The 19,349-nt window shown below is 65.5% G+C and carries 20 protein-coding genes; 16 read left to right on the top strand and 4 right to left on the bottom strand.

The genetic code is table 11. The annotated features are described in order from the left end of the window. The first annotated feature begins 98 nt into the window (after nt 1-98). The 4 genes from ACSHT2_RS17920 to ACSHT2_RS17905 all read left to right on the top strand — a co-directional run bounded on the left by ACSHT2_RS17920 (nt 99) and on the right by ACSHT2_RS17905 (nt 5,617). Nucleotides 99-2,180 carry a methyl-accepting chemotaxis protein gene (locus tag ACSHT2_RS17920; RefSeq protein WP_440642714.1) on the top strand — a complete coding sequence of 694 codons (2,082 nt, stop codon included), beginning with the start codon at nt 99-101 and terminating at the stop codon, nt 2,178-2,180. A 127-nt stretch (nt 2,181-2,307) separates the two neighbouring features. Then, nucleotides 2,308-3,249: a dihydrodipicolinate synthase family protein gene (locus tag ACSHT2_RS17915; RefSeq protein ID WP_440642713.1), complete on the top strand. Its 942-nt coding sequence runs from the start codon at nt 2,308-2,310 to the stop codon at nt 3,247-3,249. Between the two features lie 296 nt (nt 3,250-3,545). Further along, complete coding sequence (locus ACSHT2_RS17910; RefSeq protein ID WP_440642712.1) at nt 3,546-4,946, top strand: selenium-binding protein SBP56-related protein; 1,401 nt, start codon at nt 3,546-3,548, stop codon at nt 4,944-4,946. Between the two features lie 83 nt (nt 4,947-5,029). Next, nucleotides 5,030-5,617 carry a hypothetical protein gene (locus tag ACSHT2_RS17905; protein ID WP_271527457.1) on the top strand — a complete coding sequence of 196 codons (588 nt, stop codon included), beginning with the start codon at nt 5,030-5,032 and terminating at the stop codon, nt 5,615-5,617. An 11-nt stretch (nt 5,618-5,628) separates the two neighbouring features. Here ACSHT2_RS17905 and ACSHT2_RS17900 read toward each other — a convergent pair whose 3' ends face one another. From ACSHT2_RS17900 to ACSHT2_RS17890, 3 genes are read right to left on the bottom strand one after another with little or no spacing between them, the layout of a single operon-like run. Continuing rightward, entirely contained in the window at nt 5,629-6,327 is a 699-nt protein-coding gene (locus ACSHT2_RS17900) for a DUF1045 domain-containing protein (RefSeq protein WP_440642710.1), read from the bottom strand. A gap of 18 nt (nt 6,328-6,345) precedes the next feature. Next, nucleotides 6,346-7,539 carry an alpha-D-ribose 1-methylphosphonate 5-triphosphate diphosphatase gene (locus tag ACSHT2_RS17895; RefSeq protein ID WP_440642709.1) on the bottom strand — a complete coding sequence of 398 codons (1,194 nt, stop codon included), beginning with the start codon at nt 7,537-7,539 and terminating at the stop codon, nt 6,346-6,348. Continuing rightward, nucleotides 7,536-8,207: a transferase hexapeptide repeat family protein gene (locus tag ACSHT2_RS17890; protein ID WP_440642708.1), complete on the bottom strand. Its 672-nt coding sequence runs from the start codon at nt 8,205-8,207 to the stop codon at nt 7,536-7,538. The genes ACSHT2_RS17895 and ACSHT2_RS17890 overlap by 4 nt, the downstream gene beginning before the upstream one ends. Nucleotides 8,208-8,381: 174 nt before the next feature. On the opposite strand from ACSHT2_RS17890, the gene phnC reads away from it, so the two are divergent. From phnC to phnE (ACSHT2_RS17870), 4 genes are all read left to right on the top strand, one after another. Then, complete coding sequence (phnC, locus tag ACSHT2_RS17885) at nt 8,382-9,191, top strand: phosphonate ABC transporter ATP-binding protein (RefSeq protein WP_440642707.1); 810 nt, start codon at nt 8,382-8,384, stop codon at nt 9,189-9,191. A 63-nt stretch (nt 9,192-9,254) separates the two neighbouring features. Next, a complete protein-coding gene (phnD, locus tag ACSHT2_RS17880) occupies nt 9,255-10,184 on the top strand; it encodes a phosphonate ABC transporter substrate-binding protein (protein WP_440642706.1) in 930 nt (309 codons plus the stop codon). A 72-nt stretch (nt 10,185-10,256) separates the two neighbouring features. Further along, nucleotides 10,257-11,141, top strand: a complete 885-nt coding sequence (gene phnE, locus ACSHT2_RS17875; RefSeq protein ID WP_440642705.1) for a phosphonate ABC transporter, permease protein PhnE — start codon at nt 10,257-10,259, stop codon at nt 11,139-11,141. Further along, nucleotides 11,138-11,986, top strand: coding sequence for a phosphonate ABC transporter, permease protein PhnE (phnE, locus tag ACSHT2_RS17870; RefSeq protein WP_440642704.1), 849 nt, complete (start codon nt 11,138-11,140; stop codon nt 11,984-11,986). Before phnE (ACSHT2_RS17875) ends, phnE (ACSHT2_RS17870) begins: the two co-directional genes overlap by 4 nt. A gap of 157 nt (nt 11,987-12,143) precedes the next feature. Here phnE (ACSHT2_RS17870) and phnF read toward each other — a convergent pair whose 3' ends face one another. Continuing rightward, on the bottom strand, nt 12,144-12,875 hold the full coding sequence (phnF, locus tag ACSHT2_RS17865) for a phosphonate metabolism transcriptional regulator PhnF (RefSeq protein WP_440642703.1): 732 nt from the start codon (nt 12,873-12,875) through the stop codon (nt 12,144-12,146). Nucleotides 12,876-12,981: 106 nt separating this feature from the next. On the opposite strand from phnF, the gene phnG reads away from it, so the two are divergent. The 8 genes from phnG to phnN are packed head-to-tail and all read left to right on the top strand — an operon-like array spanning nt 12,982 to nt 19,328. Next, nucleotides 12,982-13,446, top strand: coding sequence for a phosphonate C-P lyase system protein PhnG (gene phnG, locus ACSHT2_RS17860; RefSeq protein ID WP_440642866.1), 465 nt, complete (start codon nt 12,982-12,984; stop codon nt 13,444-13,446). Between the two features lie 4 nt (nt 13,447-13,450). After that, nucleotides 13,451-14,059 (top strand): phosphonate C-P lyase system protein PhnH, encoded by a 609-nt coding sequence (phnH, locus tag ACSHT2_RS17855; RefSeq protein WP_440642702.1) that lies wholly within the window; start codon nt 13,451-13,453, stop codon nt 14,057-14,059. A gap of 3 nt (nt 14,060-14,062) precedes the next feature. Next, a complete protein-coding gene (locus tag ACSHT2_RS17850) occupies nt 14,063-15,166 on the top strand; it encodes a carbon-phosphorus lyase complex subunit PhnI (protein ID WP_440642701.1) in 1,104 nt (367 codons plus the stop codon). Further along, nucleotides 15,163-16,053 (top strand): alpha-D-ribose 1-methylphosphonate 5-phosphate C-P-lyase PhnJ, encoded by an 891-nt coding sequence (locus tag ACSHT2_RS17845; protein WP_440642700.1) that lies wholly within the window; start codon nt 15,163-15,165, stop codon nt 16,051-16,053. Before ACSHT2_RS17850 ends, ACSHT2_RS17845 begins: the two co-directional genes overlap by 4 nt. Further along, the gene (phnK, locus tag ACSHT2_RS17840; protein WP_440642699.1) at nt 16,046-16,858 is read left to right on the top strand and encodes a phosphonate C-P lyase system protein PhnK; all 813 of its coding nucleotides are present in this window, start codon (nt 16,046-16,048) and stop codon (nt 16,856-16,858) included. The genes ACSHT2_RS17845 and phnK overlap by 8 nt, the downstream gene beginning before the upstream one ends. 8 nt (nt 16,859-16,866) lie before the next feature. Further along, on the top strand, nt 16,867-17,565 hold the full coding sequence (phnL, locus tag ACSHT2_RS17835; RefSeq protein WP_440642698.1) for a phosphonate C-P lyase system protein PhnL: 699 nt from the start codon (nt 16,867-16,869) through the stop codon (nt 17,563-17,565). 12 nt (nt 17,566-17,577) lie between these two features. Then, nucleotides 17,578-18,735 carry an alpha-D-ribose 1-methylphosphonate 5-triphosphate diphosphatase gene (locus ACSHT2_RS17830; protein WP_440642697.1) on the top strand — a complete coding sequence of 386 codons (1,158 nt, stop codon included), beginning with the start codon at nt 17,578-17,580 and terminating at the stop codon, nt 18,733-18,735. Next, a complete protein-coding gene (gene phnN / locus ACSHT2_RS17825; protein ID WP_440642696.1) occupies nt 18,732-19,328 on the top strand; it encodes a phosphonate metabolism protein/1,5-bisphosphokinase (PRPP-forming) PhnN in 597 nt (198 codons plus the stop codon). Before ACSHT2_RS17830 ends, phnN begins: the two co-directional genes overlap by 4 nt. The last annotated feature ends 21 nt before the right edge of the window (nt 19,329-19,349 follow it).

Raw genomic sequence — 19,349 nt, 5'->3', positions numbered from 1 at the left:
GCAGCTTCCGAGGTCCATATCATTTGAAATAACCTTAACGAAACTTTGGCATGTCACCGTGCAGGATGGCCGCTTGTGACGAGTAGGTCTTTTGGTCCATGTCAATTTTTAAGAAATCGGTAAGCACGCTGCTCCTGGTTCTGATGGCGCTACTGGCCGTCGGGGCGCTGACCAGCACGGCGATCCAGATGGTCGAGGCCTTCGGCCGCTACAGCGACAGCCTGGAGACCGAACGGCTCGCGAATGCCGACAAGGCGATCTTCCATGGCGTGCTGGCCTTGCGCAACAATCGCGGCGATGCCCAGAGTGCGCTGCTCGGCGAGGACGATCCGCGCGCCAAGCTCGGCGCCGTCGAGAAGGCGGAGCAGGCCGGCTACGATGCCATTGCCGCGGCGCTCCCCACCGTCGAATTTGCCCGGCGCGACGAGCTCGCAAACACGCTGAAGCAGCGCTGGAGCGAGGCCGCGCCGAAGTTCCAGCTGTTCTACGATGAGGCCAAGCTGCCGCGCGCCGAGCGCAAGGTGGAGCGCACAGCGGCCTGGTACGATGCCGTCACCAAGGTGATCGAAACCGCCAATCTGGCGTCCACCGCGGTGTCGAACCGCGCCTGGATGAACGATCCTTTCATCGCCCGTATGATCCAGGCCCGTCGCCTCGCCTGGCAGGTGCGCGATCGCTATGGCATTCAGTGCTCGACCCTGCGTCCGAACGTCAACGGCTCAAAGCCGCTCGACGAGACCCAGAAGCAGACCGTGGCCGGATGGAATGGCACGATCACTGCCGGCTGGGTCGGCATGCAGGAACTGCTGGCTGCGCCTGATGTGACGGCGGACCTCGTCAACACGGCCCGGGAGGCACGCGCCAAGACCGACGGCGTTCTCAAGCATATCGGCGATCTGACCAGGAACTTCGACGGCAGCGGCCGTCCCGCGATGCCCGCCTCGGAATGGAACGCACTGTGCCAGTCGCCCTTCGCGTCCATCGTGGCGGTCGCCAACAAGGCGCTCGACCTGTCGATCGCGCGCGCGGAGACGGTTCAGGCGAAAGCCCTGACCAATCTCATCGTGCAGTCGCTCGCGTTCCTGCTCGCGCTGGCCGTGACCCTGGCCGGCGTGTTCGTGGTACGCAATCGCCTCATGCGTCCGGTGCGCGCCATCCTCGATGCCATCGCGCGCATCGGTGGGCGCGATTATGCGACGCCGGTTCCGCAATCCCGCCATCCTGACGAGTTCGGCACCATGGCTGCGGCCCTCGAGAGCCTGCGCGAGAGCGCGGCGACCGCGGAACGGCTGGGCCGGGAACGCGAATCGCAACAGGCGCTTCAGCTCGCGCGGTCGGGCACTGTCGACGCCGCCTGCCGCAGTTTCGATGATACGGTGCAGGCGGTCATTCAGAGTGTTGTGGCCTCGACGCGGGAGCTCGACGCCACCGCAACCGGCGTACGCTCGCTGGTCTCGGACTCCAGCAGCCAGACCGCCGCGGTCTCGTCCGCCGCCGAGCAAGCCACCAACAATCTCGAGACCATCGCAGCCGCGACCGAAGAGCTCTCCGCATCCGTCGGCGAGATCTCCGCGCAGGTGCAGTCGAGCGCCCGCGAGGCCCGCGAGGCCGTGGCGCAGGCCGAGCAGACCAATGCGACGGTCGAGATCCTCGACCAGACCGCAAGCCGCATCGGCGAGGTCGTGAAGATGATCAACGCCATCGCCGGCCAGACCAATCTTCTGGCATTGAACGCCACCATCGAAGCCGCGCGCGCGGGTGAGGCCGGCCGCGGCTTCGCCGTCGTCGCGGGCGAGGTCAAGAGCCTCGCCGCCCAGACGGCGACAGCGACGGAAGAGATCTCGCGCCAGGTCGCGGAAATCCAGGGCGCCACCGGCCAGGCGGTTGCCGCGATCCGCTCGATCGGCGGCGCCATCGGCGGCATCGACGAGAAGATGACGGCGATTGCCGCCGCGGTCGAGCAGCAGCGCGCGGCGACCACGGAGATCTCGCGCAACTTCCAGCAGGCCGCTCAAGGCACCCGGGAGGTGACCGACACCATCGGCAGCGTCGCGAGGCTCAACCAGGAGACCGGCAACGCCGGCACGGTGCTGTCGGAGTCCGTCAAGAAGATGTCGGCCGACGCCGATCGTCTGCGCACCGCGGTCGAGGGCTTCTTGGGAGCCGTGAAGACCGCATAGCTTCCTCTGGTCTTTCCATCCGATGTCGCGCGGGCATTGCCGTCGGTCCGCGTGGCGGGTACATCTGTGGCGCCTCGTTCCGCGAGCGCTGAGACAGACGTAAGACATATCAGGGATGGAGAGTTCGATGCCGGTCGCGCCACAACACAAGGCCCAGCGTCCCTATCGCGGTGTGTTCCCGGTCGTGCCCACCATCTTCGACGAGCGCGGTGAGCTCGACCTCGAGGGCCAGCGCCGCTGCGTCGATTTCATGATCGACGCCGGCTCGCACGGTCTCTGCATCCTCGCCAATTTCTCCGAGCAGTTCGTGCTCACCGACGCCGAGCGCGAGACGGTGATGCATGCGGTGCTGGAACATGTTGCCGGCCGGGTTCCCGTGATCGTGACCACCACGCATTTCAGCTCGGCCGTGTGCGCGGCGCGCAGCAGGCAGGCCGAGGCGGCCGGCGCCGCCATGGTGATGGTGATGCCGCCCTATCACGGCGCGACCTTCCGGGTCCCCGAGAAGGGCATCGTCGAATTCTTCAAGGTGCTCTCGGGCGCGATCGACATTCCCATCATGATCCAGGACGCGCCTGTGGCCGGCACGCCGCTCTCGGTCGAGCTGCTGGCGCGGCTGGCGCGCGAATTCGCCAACATCCGCTATTTCAAGATCGAGGTTCCCTTCGCCGCCGCAAAGCTGCGCAGCCTGATCGAGGCGGGCGGCAGCGATATCGAAGGCCCCTGGGACGGCGAGGAGGCGATCACGCTGATGGCCGATCTCGACGCCGGCGCCACCGGCACCATGACCGGCGGCGGCTATCCCGACGGCATCCGCCAGATCATCGATCCGTATTTCGCCGGCAAGCGCGAGGAAGCGAAGGCCGCCTATGAGCGCTGGCTGCCGCTGATCAACTACGAGAACCGCCAATGCGGCCTGATCGCCTGCAAGGTCATGATGCAGGCCGGCGGCGTGATCAAGTCGGAAGCCGTGCGGCATCCGCTCCAGCCGCTGCATCCGGCAACGCGCGCGGGATTGCTGGAGCTCGCCAAGGAGCGCGACGCGCTGGCACTGCGGTGGGGGAGGTAACCTTCTCCCGCCGAAATTCGGTCTTTCCGTCGTCATTGCGAGGAGCGAAGCGACCAAGCAATCCAGACCGGTTCCGCGGAGACAATTTTTGCTGCGCTCCCAATGACGGGGCTGCCCATTCGGTTAGAGGTGTCGAATTGGCGCAATTCCGCCAGTTTCCCCGGACCCGGCGATCAAGTATCGTGCGCTGACCAACCAGACTCTGCGGAGCAGTCGAGACATCGCGCAATACCTCTTCACTATGCCGTTATCCCGAGTCAGGTTGGCGCAAACCGACAGAACAGGGAGGCAGTGCCATGACGATGAGGCCGGATCCCACCTTTCACGCATCGCCCAAGCTTGCGATGGAAGCACCTGCGGAGAACTTTGCCTACACGTTGCTGCTCAGTCCGGACTTCTCGAAGCCGGATGCTCTCGCGGTCATCGACGTCAAGCCGGGATCGCCGACCTATAGCCAAGTCGTCCACACCGTGACGATGCCCAACAAGGGCGATGAGTTTCATCACTTCGGCTGGAATGCCTGCTCCTCCGCCTTGTCGCCGCTCGCCGGACATGCCTTCGTCGAGCGGCGCTATCTCATCATTCCCGGGCTGCGCTCGTCGCGCATCTACATCATCGATACCAAGCCCGATCCGACCAAAGCCAAGATCCACAAGATCATCGAGCCAGAGGAAGTCTTCAAGAAGACCGGGTACTCGCGGCCACACACGATCCATTGCGGGCCGGACGGCATTTACGTGAGCACGCTGGGCGGCGGCGGCAAGGACGGTACCGACGGCCCTCCCGGCGTCTTCATCATGGATTGCGAGACCTTCGAGGTCCTCGGACGATGGGAGATCGACCGCGGTCCACAGACGCTGCATTATGATTTCTGGTGGAATCTGCCGCGCGACTACATGGTGACGAGCGAATGGGCGTTGCCGCCGCAATTCGAGAACGGGATCGTCCCGGAAGATCTGCTTGCGAACAAATATGGACATCGTCTCCACTTCTGGGATCTTCGCGCACGCCGCAACGTCCAGACCATCGACCTCGGCGCCAATCATCAAATGGCGCTGGAGGTACGACCGGCGCACGATCCGGTTCGCGAGTACGGCTTCGTAGGCGTCGTGGTCGACACCACGAATCTCGAAGCATCGATCTGGACCTGGTGGCGAGAAGGCGGGAAATTCCATGCGGAGAAGACGGCGACCATCCCGCCCGAGCCCGCGCCAAAGGAGAAGCTCCCGCCGCTGCTCCAGGGATTTGGCGCCGTGCCGCCGCTGGTGACCGACATCGACCTGTCGATGGATGACCGGTTTCTCTATGTCTCGTGCTGGGGCACGGGTGAAATGCGCCAGTACGACGTCAGTGATCCGCGCAAGCCGAAGCTTGCGGGCTCGGTCCACATCGGCGGTATCGCGCGCCGCACGCCTCACCCGAACGGCAAGGCATTTGCGGCGGGTCCGCAGATGGTCGAGATCAGCCGCGACGGCAGGCGCGTTTACTGGACCAACTCGCTCTATTCCACCTGGGATGACCAGTTCTATCCCGATGGGGTTCCGGGCGTGGAGGTCATGGCCAATGTCGATCGCAATGGCGGCCTCGAGCTCGACAAGGACTTTTTCGTGAGCTTCCCCGACGGATATCGTGCGCACCAGATCAGGCTCGAGGGCGGCGATTGTTCGACGGACTCCTTTTGCTATCCGTCGGTCTAGATTGGGGGCACGCGAGCCCGGCACTCGGCTGGCTGTGGCTCGCTCTCGTCGCGAGCGGTCTCTACCATGGGGTCAATCCGGGCATGGGATGGCCGCTCGCCGTTTCGGCCGGGCTCATGGACAAGAGCCCGCGCGCGCTTTTTCGCGCCTTGTGGGCCCTGTCCGCCGGGCATCTGCTCGCAACGCTTCTCGTGCTGCTGCCATTCGCGTTCCTGCTCGTGCTGGCGGAGTGGCAGCGTCCGATCCAGATCGGTGCGAGCCTTCTCGTCATCGGCTTCGGCGTCTATCGGTTGATCATTCGGCGCCATCCCCGCGCGCTGGCACGAATTCCGCCGGCGCAATTGGTGCTCTGGTCGTTTGCCGTCGCCATCGCTCACGGCGCCGCCCTGATGCTCGTGCCGATCTATCTTGGGCTCTGCCAGGCCTTCGAGCTCGATGCCGGACATGAGGCGGCGGGCGAGTTGATGAAGGCAAGTATCGGGATGGCGGTGCTCGTGGCCCTGGTGCACGTTGCCGCCATGGTCAGCGCCGGCGGATGTCTGGCTTGGCTGGTCTATCGTTATCTGGGGCTGAAGTTCGTCTCGCGAAGCTGGTTCAATCTGGATGCAGTCTGGGCGACCAGTCTCGTCCTGGTCGGCGCCGTGGCGCTCGCCTTCAATCTTGGGAGCTGAGAGTGAGGCGCTTACCGCGTCAACGCCCACTCGCCGATGATGCGGAAGCGAGCCTTCGCGTCGTCCTGCTTGAACAGTGCGAGGCGGTCGATCGCCAGCGCGCCGAGACGAAGCGACGCAAACCGGGCCCGTAACATCTCCAGTATCGGCCCGCGGCGCTCTGCATCCAGCCGGCCGGTGAGCGTCATGTGGAAGCGGAATTCCTCCATCACGTAAGGATAGCCCCAGCGGTCGAGATAGTCGCGCTGCCGCTCGGTGAGTTTTTCGGGCTTGCGCCGCGCACGATCTTCCGCGGTGAGGGCCGCGCGGATGGAGTCGAATTCATGAACGCAATCGGCGGCGAACTGCTGGAGAGCGTCGACTGGCGCGGCCGGAATGACGGCAATGAAGCCGCTGATGGTATCGACGACAGGGCGGATCACCGGAATTGTCCGCGATTGGCCGGCGAACGTCGCGCAGGCCGCCATGAGCTCGGCCTCGGTCCTGCCTGATACCAGCGTCATCGGCGCCCTCAGCGTCGCGTGAAAGCCGTATTTGCGGGGATCGGCGGTGATGTCGCGCCAGTCCGGCGCGACGCGCAACGCTTCTTGCGGAAACGAAACCTCATCGCCGGTGTAGGCGTCATAGCCGAGCAGTTCGGCGCCGAAGCAGGAGAGGGCGCTGTCGGCGCCGGCGGAAAAGTAGATCGCGTAGCGGGGGAAACCTGTCATTGCCTCAGCATAACCGGTTTAGGCCGCGACGACAGCTTCGCGCGGCGCCGTCACGGCAGTGAGCAGCCTTGTCGCGTCGGTGAGATGCACGAGCTTGCCGCCCGAGATCACTGCGATCAGCCGCGGCCGCAGCTTCACGCCGTCGTCGACGAGGAGAATGTCGGCGCGGCGTCCTTCCGCGAGCATGCCACGATCGGCAAGGCCGGTCGCGCGCGCCGGCCCGGCGGAGACCAGGTCCCAGGCCTGTGCCAGCGGCACCACGCCATCGGCGGCGAGGCGGAACGCGGCGAGCAGCTGTGCGGGATAATAATAGTCCGACGCCAGCACCGAGCAGAGCCCCTTGGCGATCATGTCGGAGGCCCTGGTCCAGCCGGTGTGGCTGCCGCCGCGCACGACGTTCGGCGCGCCATAGACGATGGCATCGCCGTGGCTCGCTGCCGCCAGCGCCGTCTCCTCGTTGACCGGAAACTCCGCGATGTCAGCGCCGAGTTCGCGAAACTCCCGGCGCATCGCCGGCGTTGCGTCATCATGCGAGAGCATCCGCACGCCCGCCGCGCGGGCAGAAGCGGCGAGGCGCGACACCGAAGCGGGCACCTTGTCCGCGCGCGAAACCACGCGCTCGACCAGCCGGTCGAATTCCTCGCTGGAAAGGCCAGTGCGCTCCACCATGCGGTTGCGCTTGCGCGGCTTGGCCAGGTCGGCGACGGTGCCGTCCATGTGGTCGTTGAAGGCGAACAGGTCGACGCGGCCCTCGGCCAGCCACTGGGCGATCTCGGCCTCGGCGTCGAGATTGTAGGTCTCGTGGCGCAGATGGAAGCGGGTGTCGGCGGCGAATTGCGGGCGCTGCCGCTCGATCGCCTCCATCAGGCCGCGCGCATTGTCGGCGCTGCGCAGGCCCGGCTCCCAGGAGCAGGTCGTGGCGTGAAAGACAGTGGTGATGCCGTTGCCGATCGCCTGGCGATCGCTGTCGGCGAGCGCGACATCGATCGGAAAATCGACGCCGGCGCGCGGCATCATCTGCCGCTCGAAGGCATCGCCATGCAGATCGACGATGCCGGGCAGCACCAGCAGGTCCCGGGCATCGATCGCCAGCCGCGCACGACCGCGAGAAGCATCGACCTGTGCAATGTCCGTTCCGGACACGAGAAGTGAGGTTTCGACGAGCTCGGCGCCGATCAGGGCGCGGCCGCCTTCGAGGAATATGTCTGTCACGCGATCGCGCTTCGTTTGCTGACCGGAGAATTGGTGAGAGAGCTCGCTCGTGCTTCGTATGTCGAAAGAAAATCTTCAATCCCGAGCTTGCGGAAATCGGGCAGCGCCGCGCGCAATTTGTCGTGATCCCAGTCCCACCAGGCGAGCTTCGCAAGGCGCCCGGCGATCTCCTCCGAGAACCGCCGCCGCACGACACGAGCCGGATTGCCCGCGACGATGGTGTAGGCCGGCACGTCCTTGGTGACGATGGCGCCGGCCGCGATCACCGCGCCGGTGCCGATGTTGCGACCCGGCAACACGATCGCGCCATGGCCGATCCAGACGTCGTGGCCGATATGGATGTGGTGCTGGCGCCGCCAGTCGAAGAACTCGGCATCGTCGCTCTCACCTTCGAAATACGCGCTGGAGCGGTAGGTGAAGTGCGCCTGCGTCGCGCGGTGCATCGGATGGTTGCCGGGATTGATGCGCGTCATCGCCGCGATCGAGCAGAACTTTCCGATGGTGGTGTAGGTGATCTGCGAATCGTTGACGACATAGGAGTAATCGCCCATCGCCACTTCATGCAGGATCGTGCGCGCGCCGACCTCGGTGTAGGCGCCGAGCCGAGTCTCATGCAGTTTGGCCGAGGGGTCGATGGTCGGCTGAACCGAAAGAGCTTTGGCGGCCATGTTGTATCCGAGGTGCGAGGGGCGGGCGTTCCTCTTCGAGCGGATTCATGACAATGTCATGACGTAGCGATGACAGGGGATGACGTGTGCAGGATCGCTGCGCTGCAACGATCGTGTCACACAAGTGTTAAGCATGGACGTTAGCGATTGGCTCCAGCTACTCTGGAGCCCTGCATGCTGGTGGTGGATGGTCTGACGTGTCGCTTCGGCGCAAAAGCCGCGGTGGACGATGCTTCGTTTCAAGTTTCTCCCGGCGGCTTCGTCGGTGTGATCGGGCGATCCGGCGCCGGCAAGTCGACATTGCTGCGGAGCATCAATCGTCTGGTGACGCCGAGCGAGGGACGCGTCCTGTTCGACGGCGTCGACGTCACCGCATTGCGCGGCAAGGATCTGCGCCAATGGCGGGCGCGGTCGGCGATGATCTTCCAGCAGTTCAATCTGGTCGGCCGACTCGATGTCCTCACCAACGTCCTGATGGGACGGCTCGCGACGATGCCGGCCTGGCGCTCGCTGTCGCAAATCTGGCCGGAGCAGGACAAGGCGCTGGCGATGTCCGCACTGGAACAGTTCGATATCGCTTCGCTCGCCGCCCAGCGCGCCGACCAGCTCTCCGGCGGTCAGCAGCAGCGCGTGGCGATCGCCCGCGCCCTGGTTCAGCAGCCCGACATCATTCTGGCCGACGAGCCGATCGCCTCGCTCGACCCGCGCAACACCAAGATCGTGATGGATGCCCTTTTGCGCATCAACAAGCATTTCGGCATCACCGTGCTCTGCAACCTGCATTCGCTCGATCTCGCCCGCAGCTATTGCGACCGCCTGATCGGCATGGCCGCAGGCCGCGTGGTGTTCGACGGCGCGCCGTCGATGCTGACAGATCGGATTGCGCGGGAGCTCTACGATCTCGAAGCCAACGAGGTCATGGGCGGCGCGCCGGCCGCCGCGCCCGAGGGTGTTCCGGCGCTCGGCAGCGCTGCCGCCGCCTGAGCGGCGGAAGCGCACGCTCAACGTTTCGCGTTAAACGAACTCCAGCTGAAGAAAAGGGGTATCATGATTACTCGTCGATTGATTCTTGCCGGTGCCGCGGCCCTGGCCTTCACCACCTCCGCCTCTGCCGAAGACTGGCGGAAGAAATATCCGGAGATCACTCTGGCGGTCGTTCCGGCGGAGAATGCCTCCGGTGTCACCGAGCGGTTTACGCCCTTCATCAACTATCTGTCGAAGGAGCTCGGCACGAAGGTCACGCTGCGCGTCGCAAACGACTATGCCGCCGTGATCGAAGGCCAGCGCGCCGGAAATATCCAAATCGGCTATTACGGCCCTGCAGCCTTTGCCCGCGCCCGGCTGACCGGTGTCAAGACCGATGCGTTCGCGATCGAGGTCAATGCTGACGGCTCAAAGGGCTACTACTCGGTCTTCTACGTGCTCGCGAAATCGCCCTACCAGAAGGTCGAGGACCTCAAGGGCAAGAACCTCGGGCTCGTCGACCCGAACTCGACGTCGGGCAACAACATGCCCCGCTTCAAGCTGAATCAGATGGGCGTCGATCCCGAGGCCTATTTCTCCAAGGTCGTCTTCACCGGCAGCCATGAAAACGCGGTGCTGGCGCTCGCGCAGGGCACAGTGGACGTCGCCGCCAACTGGTGGAACGCCGAGGATGATTCCAACCTGACCCGCATGCTCAACAAGGGCATGGTGAAGAGCGCCGACGGCACGCCGATGAAGAAGGAGGACTTCCGGGTCATCGTGAAGTCGGACATGATCATCAACTCGCCCGTCGCCTATCTCAGCGACCTTCCGGACGACATGAAGGCCGCGATCAAGAAGGCATTCCTGGATGCCGCACAGAAGGACCCCGAAGCCTTCAAGAAGCTCTCCGACGGCAAGAACAAGCCCTGGGATCCGGTCACGAACGAAGAGTACAACAAGACGATCGAGCTGATTAAGTTCGTCGACCATCTGCGCAAGAAGGCGTCCTGACCGTAAGGGACACGTCGCCCGAGCCGGGTCAATCGACCCGGCTCTTTCCATGATCGGCTGGCCTCCCACCGAATGACCATTGCGGTTTCGATCCTTCCCGAGCAGCAGCTGACTGCGCTGAATGCGGCCTATCGCAAGGCGGTCGCGCGCAAGCGGTTACGGCTGCTGCTTGGCGCTGTGCTGTTCATCGCCGCGCTGCTTGTCGCTGCGATCGGCGCCGAAGTGAACCTGCGCACCTTCTTCGCCCATTTCGGCAATTTCGTCAGCTACTTCGATCGCATTCTCACGCTCGAGACCGGCCAACGTGTCTGGACCGATCCCGGCGAGTGGTTCTGGGGCTGGCACAAATGGCTGAAGCTGCTCGGCGAAACGCTGCTGATCAGTTATGTCGGCACGCTGATTGGCGCGCTCTTCGCGGTTGCGTTGAACTTCTTCGCCGCCGAAAACACCGCGCCGGCGCGCTGGTTGCTCTTCGTGGTGCGCCGCCTGCTCGAGTTCGCCCGTACCGTGCCGAGCATCGTGTTCGCGTTGATCTTCGTCATCGCCTTCGGTCTGGGGCCGATGGCGGGCGTGCTGGCGATTGCCATCCATTCGACCGGCGCGCTCGGCAAACAGTTCTCCGAGATCGTCGAGAATGCCGACATGAGGCCGGTCGAAGGCGTGCGCTCGACCGGGGCAAGCTGGCTGTCCTGCATGCGTTTTGCCGTGCTGCCTCAGGTGATCGCGGGCTATGTCAGCTACGCGCTGCTGCGCTTCGAGATCAATGTGCGAGAAGCCTCGGTGATGGGCTTTGTCGGGGCCGGCGGCATCGGGATGGAGCTGATTGTTGCGATCCGCAAGTTCTACTATTCCGACGTCAGCGCGATCCTCCTGACCATCATCGTCACTGTCTTCCTCATCGACATCGGCACCGGCTGGCTGCGTGGCCGCCTGTTCGGCAGAGAGGCACGGACATGACCCACCATCCCGACGTCGATACGGCACAGCTTCGCGCGCGCTATCCTGATGTCTTCAGCCGGCCGGCGTCCGCGCGTCTCGCGACGCCGGCGATGATCGCCGCCGCGCTCGCACTTCTGGTGTTCGGGCTGGTCGACCTCGATTTTTCACCGTCGCGTCTCGTTGCCGGCGTCAGCCAGCTCGGCTGGATCACGATGATGATGATCCCGCCCGATCCCGGCGCATCGCTGCCGTTGTATCTCAAGGCGCTCGGCGAGACGTTGTCGATCGCGCTGCTCGGTACCACGCTCGCCGCACTGTTCGCGCTGCCGGTGAGCCTGCTTGCGGCGCGCAACATCGTGCCGTCGGGTTTCTTTCGCTTCCCGGTCCGGCGCTTCCTCGATTCGATTCGCGGCGTCGATACGCTGATCTGGGCGCTGGTGTGGATCAACGTGGTCGGGCTCGGCCCGTTTGCCGGCGTGCTGGCCATCGCGGTGTCGGATTTCGGTGCGTTCGGCAAGCTGTTCTCGGAGGCGATCGAGGGCGCCGACCAGAAGGAAGTCGAGGGCATCCGCGCCTCCGGCGGCAGTGCCCTGCACGAGATCCGCTTCGGCCTGATGCCGCAGGTGCTGCCCGTCATCGCCGGCCAGGTGCTCTACTACATCGAATCGAACACCCGCTCGGCCACCATCATCGGCATCGTCGGCGCCGGCGGCATCGGCCTCCAGCTCGCCGAGCAGATCCGCGTGCTGGAATGGCAGAAGGTGTCGTTCCTGATCCTGATGATCCTGGTTGCGGTGGCCGCGATCGATTTCATCTCGGGCAAGCTGCGGTTTGCGATCATCGGGCGCAGGGCGGTGGCCTAACTTTCTTCTCCCTTTGCGGGAGAAGGTGGCGCGAAGCGCCGGATGAGGGGTATCTGCCCGCGAACTCGCGCGCCGAGAGATACCCCTCACCCGTCTCGCCGCTATTGCGGCGAGCCACCCTCTCCCGCAAGGGGAGAGGGTGAAGCGTGGCGAAGCCTCACCCGTTCTCCACCAGAAATTCCACCCGTTCCGCCGCGAAGCGCGAGTGCTTCGTCAGCAGCGGCTTGCCCGTGAGATCGTTGTCGGTGGCATCGACCACCAGAATCGGCCGGCCCAGCGCCAGATCGAGCCGTACGGCATCGGTCGCGTCGACGATGCCGGCCGTGATTCGGGTCGCGCCGCGGCGATAGTCGCGCACGCCGTAATGCGCCAGCAGCTTCGTCATCGAGCGCGTCGCCGCGAACACGGCGCCGGCGTCCGGAAACCGCTCCGCCGACAGCCAGGTGGTGGACACGCAGATCGGCGTGCGGTCGGCGAGGCGAATCGCCTCGATCCGCACCAAGGGTGCGCCGGTCTTCAGTCCCAGCTCCCGTGCGAGCTCGCGCGTAGCGATATCGTCGGTCGCCTCGATCAGCCGTCCATGCGGTTCGCGGCCGCCCGCGCCGACGATCTCGGAAAAGCGCGTGCGCGAGCGCAGCGGATAGGCGAGCTTCTGCGCCTCGACATAGGTCCCGCTGCCGCGCTCGGCCCGCACGAGGCCACGCTCGGCAAGGGCTGCCAGCGCGCGCCGCACGGTGTGCCGGTTGACGCGATAGGTTTCGGCGATCTCCATCTCGCCCGGCAGCTTGTCGCCGGCCGCAAAGCGGCCGTCGGCGATGCCGCGCTCGATGCCGTCGGCAACGAGGCGCCATAGCGCGACGCCCGAGGAGGCTGTGTCCTGCATGCTCATGTCGCGGGAAGCCTACTCCAGAAATCACATCATTGTCACGAAACAGTCATGGCGCGTCCGTATGAAGTTGTCTATTATCATAGACAACTTCAATCCGGCAAGTTCGGTGGACCAGGTGACGCAGCACAACAACCAGCAAGCCCAGCGCAAGGCCGCGATGGCGGTGCTGGCGCACGCGGAGGCGGGCGAGATCGCCGCTCGCCTCCGCAACCTGGCCCTCCCGGCCCATCAGGACCTGCGCGCGCCCGAAAGCGGCCTCGTCATGCTGCGCGGCCGGGTCGGCGGCGACGGCGCACCGTTCAATCTCGGCGAAGCCACGGTCTCGCGCGCCGCGGTGCGGCTTGCGAGCGGTGAGGTCGGGTTCGGCTACACGCTCGGCCGTGACGGTGAGAAGGCGCGGCTGATCGCGCTGTGCGATGCGCTGATGCAGTCCCGTGATCACGGCGGCGCCGTGGAGCGGGACGTTGTCGCGCCGTTGCGCGAGCAACTGATGATCGAACGCAAGCAGGCGGCGGCTGAGACCGCTGCGACGAAGGTTGATTTCTACACCATGGTGCGCGGTGAGGGGTGAGATCATGACCACGATTGCGGAACTGCCGCCGGGTTTCGTCGACAAGGTGCTGTCGGCGCAATCGACCTTTCGCTCGGTCATGGACGCGATGGCGCGGCCGGGCTCGGTCCAGCGCATCGTGCCGATGGCGGGAGCGCCAGGGCCGATGATGCGCGGCACCGCCGCGATCGCGCTCACGCTGTTCGACCACGACACGCCGCTCTGGCTCGATACGCGGATGGCGGAGAGCTCCGACCTGGTGAAATGGCTGAAATTCCATACCGGCGCGCCGGTGGTGCAGGATTGCTCGATCGCGAGCTTCGCGCTGATCAGCGACGGCACGGCGCTTCCGCCGCTCGACCGGTTTGCGCTCGGGACGAGCGAATATCCGGATCGTTCGACGACGGTGATCATTCAGGTCGATAGCCTGGTTTCGGGGCGCGCCTTCGAGATGCGGGGCCCCGGCATCGACGGTGTCGCGTCCCTGCAGGCGTCGATCAAGCCTTTCGACCTGTTCGAGCGCCTGCGGGTCAACGAGGCGCTGTTTCCGCGCGGCATCGACGTGGTGCTGGTCGCCGATGACGCGGTGGTTGCGATCCCGCGCACCACGCGCGTCGTGAGTCAAGGAAGCTGAAGCATGTATGTCGCAGTCAAGGGCGGCGAACGCGCCATCGAGAACGCCCATCGCCTGCTCGCCAATGCGCGGCGCGGCGACCAGAACGTTCCGGAGGTCACGCTCGACCAGATCTCGGAGCAGCTCGGCCTCGCCGTCGACCGTGTCATGAGCGAGGGCTCGCTCTACGATCGCGAGCTCGCGTCGCTGGCGATCAAGCAGGCGCGCGGCGATCTGATCGAGGCGATCTTCCTGGTCCGCGCCTTCCGCGCCACCCTGCCGCGCTTCGGCGCCAGCGAGCCGGTCGACACCGGCGCCATGCGGGTGCAACGGCGGGTGTCCTCGACTTTCAAAGACATTCCCGGCGGGCAGATCCTCGGGCCGACCTTCGACTACACGCATCGCCTGCTCGACCCCTCGCTCGCCGAAGGCTTCGTTCCCGACGCGCCGGCGACGGCTGAAGCGCCCACCGCGCCAACGCCGCGCGTGACCGACATTCTCGGTCGCGACGGATTGATCGAACCCTCGCCCCGGGCCGAGGACGGCGCGCCGGTCGGCGATCTCACCCGCGAGCCGCTGAATTTTCCGGCGGATCGCGACCTGCGCCTGCAAAATCTGGCGCGTGGCGACGAAGGCTTCCTGCTGGCGATGGGCTATTCCACCCAGCGCGGCTATGGCCGCAACCATCCCTTCGCCGGCGAGATCCGCTTCGGCGAGGTCGAGGTCGAGTTCATCGCGGAAGACGCCGGCTTCGCCGTGCCGCTTGGTTCGATCGAGCTGACCGAGTGCCAGATGGTCAACCAGTTCAAGGGTTCGGCGACCGAAGCGCCGTGCTTCACCCGCGGCTATGGCCTTGCCTTCGGCCAGAGCGAGCGCAAGACCATGTCGATGGCCCTGGTCGATCGTGCGCTGCGTGCCCGCGAGCTCGGCGAGGAGGCACTCGCACCCGCGCAGGACGAGGAATTCGTGATGTCGCATTCGGACAACGTCCAGGCGACCGGTTTCGTCGAGCACCTGAAGCTGCCGCATTATGTCGACTTCCAGTCCGAGCTCGGCCTGCTGCGCAAGCTGCGGCAGGAGTTCGCGGATGCCAATGCGCCTGATGCCATGAAGGAGGCCGCGGAATGAACGCGCCCGCCTACAACTTCGCCTATCTCGACGAGCAGACCAAGCGGATGATCCGCCGCGCGATCCTGAAAGCGATCGCCATTCCCGGCTATCAGGTGCCGTTCGCCAGCCGCGAAATGCCGATGCCCTATGGCTGGGGCACTGGTGGCGTGCAGGTCACCGCCGCGATCCTCGGCCCCCAGGACGTGCTCAAGGTGATCGACCAGGGCTCCGACGATACCACCAACGCGATCTCGATCCGAAAGTTCTTCGCCAAGACCGCGGGCGTTGCGACCACGACCGCGACGGGGGAGGCGACGGTGATCCAGACCCGTCACCGCATTCCGGAGACGGCGCTGAACGAAAACCAGGTGCTGGTCTATCAGGTGCCAATCCCCGAGCCGTTGCGTTTCCTCGAGCCGCGCGAGACCGAGACGCGGCGCATGCACGCGCTCGCCGAGTACGGCCTGATGCACGTGAAGCTCTACGAGGACATCGCGCGCTTCGGCCATATCGCGACCGCCTACGCCTACCCGGTGAAGGTGAACGCGCGCTACGTGATGGATCCGTCCCCGACGCCGAAGTTCGACAATCCCAAGATGGACAATTGTCCCGCGCTGCAATTGTTCGGCGCCGGCCGCGAGAAGCGCATCTACGCGATCCCGCCCTATACCCAGGTGGTCTCGCTCGATTTCGAGGACCATCCGTTCGAGCCTTACCGCTTCAATGCACCCTGCGCGCTCTGTGGCGCGGAAGATTCCTATCTCGATGAGATCGTCACCGACGACAAGGGCGGGCGGATGTTCGTCTGCTCGGACACCGATTATTGTGAGGGCCGCCAGGCCGCCGGCCATCACGGCAGTCTCAGCGCTGCGCCCTACAGGGAAAAGGCGGGCTCACATGGTTGATCAAGGCTTGGCCAATCTCGATACGCTCGAAAACGACCAGCCGCTGCTGGTGGCGGAGTCCCTGAGCAAGTCCTTTGGTCGCATCGCCGCCTGCCGCGACGTCTTCTTCGCGCTCTATCCCGGCGAGGTGCTGGCGATCGTCGGCGAATCAGGCTCGGGCAAGTCGACGCTTCTGCAGATGCTGTCGGGCCAGCTCGCACCGAGCGCCGGCCATGTGTCCTACCGGATGCGCGACGGCGTCACGCGTGATCTCACGACGCTCGGTGAAGCCGAGCGGCGCTTCCTGTTCCGCACCGATTGGGGTTTTGTGCACCAGGACCCCGCGCAGGGCCTGCGCATGGCGGTTTCGGCCGGTGCCAATGTCGGCGAGCGGCTGATGGCCGTGGGCTGGAATCACTACGGCCGCATCCGCGAGACCGCGTCGGACTGGCTCACCCGCGTCGAGATCGACGTCGTGCGTATCGACGATGCGCCGCGTACCTATTCCGGCGGCATGCGGCAGCGTCTTCAGATCGCCCGCAACCTCGTTACCGAGCCGCGACTGGTGTTCATGGACGAGCCGACCGGCGGCCTCGACGTGTCGGTGCAGGCGCGCCTGCTCGATCTCGTGCGCAGTCTCGTTGCCGAGCTGCATCTCGCCGTCGTCATCGTCACCCACGATCTCGCGGTCGCGCGCCTGTTGTCGCATCGCGTGATGGTGATGAAGGGCGGCCGCGTCATCGAGACCGGCCTCACCGACCAGGTGCTCGACGATCCGCGTGAGCCCTATACGCAACTCCTCGTCTCCTCGATTCTCCCGCCATGAGCTTTTCGATGACCGCCATGATCGACGTTGCCGATGCCCGGAAGACCTTTACGATGCACCTGCAAGGCGGCATCGAGCTGCCGGTCGTGCGCGGCGTGACCTTCCACGTCGATCCCGGCGAATGCGTCGTGCTGTCGGGGCCATCAGGCGCCGGCAAATCGTCGATCCTGAAGATGATCTTCGGCAATTACCGCTGCGACAGCGGTCGCATCGGCATCCGCCATCGCGGCGTGCTGGTCGATCTCGCCGCCGCCGAGCCGCGGCAGGTGCTCAACGTCCGCCGCTCCACCATCGGCTATGTCAGCCAGTTCCTGAGGGCAGTGCCGCGCGTTGCCACCATCGACGTCGTCGCCGAGCCACTGATCGTGAACGGTATGGCACGTGCCGACGCGCGGGTGCGCGCCGGCGCGCTGCTGCATCGTCTCAACATCCCCGAGCGGCTCTGGCAGCTGCCGCCCGCGACCTTCTCCGGCGGCGAGCAGCAGCGCGTCAACATTGCGCGCGGCTTCATCTCGGACCTGCCGATCCTGCTGCTGGACGAGCCCACCGCCTCGCTAGATGCTGCCAATCGCGCCGTCGTGGTCGAGCTGGTCGCTGAAAAGAAGCGCCAGGGCGTCGCCATGGTCGCTATTGTCCATGACGACGAAATCCGTCATCTGATTGCGGACCGCATCGTCGACGTCGCCAGCTTTGCCGCCGCGGCCTGAAGGAAGAGGGAAATGAACGCCAAGCCGAAGGTAACGGTGATCGCCAACGCCAGGATCGTGCTGGCCGACCGGGTGATCGAGCAGGGCTGGCTCGCTTTTGCCGACGGACGCATCGTCGAGATCGGCGAGGGCAGGGCGCCGGCGGGCGCTGACGACGCAGCCGGCGATCTCATCATGCCCGGCCTGATCGAGCTCCACACCGACCATCTCGAAGCGCATTACGTGCCGCGGCCGAAGGTGTTCTGGAATCCGGTCGCGGCCGTCATTTCCTATGACGGCCAGCTCGCGACCTCGGGCATCACCACGGTTTTCGATTCGCTCCGGGTCTGGCGCGAGGACGGCGCCGAGGAAGTTGATGGCCGCGCCGGCGTGCTCGCCGCCGCGATCACCACCGCGCGCGAGGCCAGCCTGCTGCGCGCCGACCACTTCCTGCATCTGCGCTGCGAGATCCCGATGCCGAGCGTGGTCGAGGAGGCCAAGGAGCTGATCGACCGCCCCGACGTCAAGCTGATGTCGCTGATGGATCACACGCCCGGCCAGCGCCAGTTCCGCGACGAGGTCAAGCTGCGCGACTACTATCGCGGCAAGGGCGGCGGCAAGACCGATGCCGAGCTCGATGAGCTGTTCGCAAAGCGCTTCGAGTACCAGAAGCAATATGCGGCGACCAACATGCGCGAGATCGTGGCGCTGGCGCATCAGTACAAGATCCCGCTCGCGAGCCACGACGACACCACCGAGGAGAACGTCGCGGACGCCGTGCGCGATCGTGTCTCGGTGGCGGAATTCCCGACCACGCTGGAGGCCGCGCGCGGCCTGCACCAGGCTGGCATCGACATTCTCATGGGCGCGCCCAACGTTGTGCGCGGCGGCTCGCACTCCGGCAACATCGCCGCGGTCGATCTCGCCCGCGAAGGCCTGCTCGATATCCTGTCGTCGGACTACATCCCCTCGAGCCTCCTGATGGGCGCGCTGCAATTGCCGGAGCATGTGCCGGCAATCAGCCTCCCGGCGGCAGTTCGCACCGTGACGAAAGCGCCCGCCGAGGCGGTCGGCCTCACCGACCGCGGCGAGATCGCGACCGGCAAGCGCGCCGACCTGATCCGTGTGCACGTTGCCGGCAGCGTTCCCGTCGTCCGCAGCGTCTGGCGCGAAGGGAGCCGCGTCGCATGAGCGAGACCGTGACCACGGCGCAGAACGAGGCGGGTGCGATCGGCCCCGGGCGGCTTGTGCTCGTGGTCGGCCCCAGCGGCGCCGGCAAGGACACCTTGCTGCGACTTGCGCAAGCGGCCTGCGCCGACGATCCGGACATCATCTTCCCGCGCCGGGTCGTGACGCGGGAGTCCTCCGCCGACGAGGACAACATTGCGGTGAGCCAGGAAGAATTCCGCCGCGTGCGAGAGCACGGCGATTTTGCCGTGCATTGGGAGGCGCACGGGCATTCCTATGCCCTGCCGCTCGGCATAGACGACGACATCCGGGCCGGCCGAGCCGTCGTTGCCAACGTCTCGCGCACGGTGATCGCCGCGCTGCGCCGAGCCTATGTAAACGTCGTGGTCGTCGCGATCACGGCGCCGCCCGACGTGCTGGCGCAGCGGCTTGCCGCGCGGGCGCGGCACAGCGACGGCAATATCGCCGAGCGGCTGTCGCGCAGTGTTGACGACGCGTCGGCGCGGGCCGACGTCACCATCCTCAATGCCGGCAGCGCGGACTATCACGGCCGCCAGCTCGTTCGCGTGATCAGGAATGAAGGCTGGCAAGAATAGCTGCCGATGCAACGAGGAGAG

This window comes from Bradyrhizobium sp. PUT101 (genome assembly GCF_052043945.1).
GTDB lineage: Bacteria > Pseudomonadota > Alphaproteobacteria > Rhizobiales > Xanthobacteraceae > Bradyrhizobium.
Note: the sequence above shows the minus strand (reverse complement) of the source record. Positions and strands in the feature narration are given on the sequence as shown.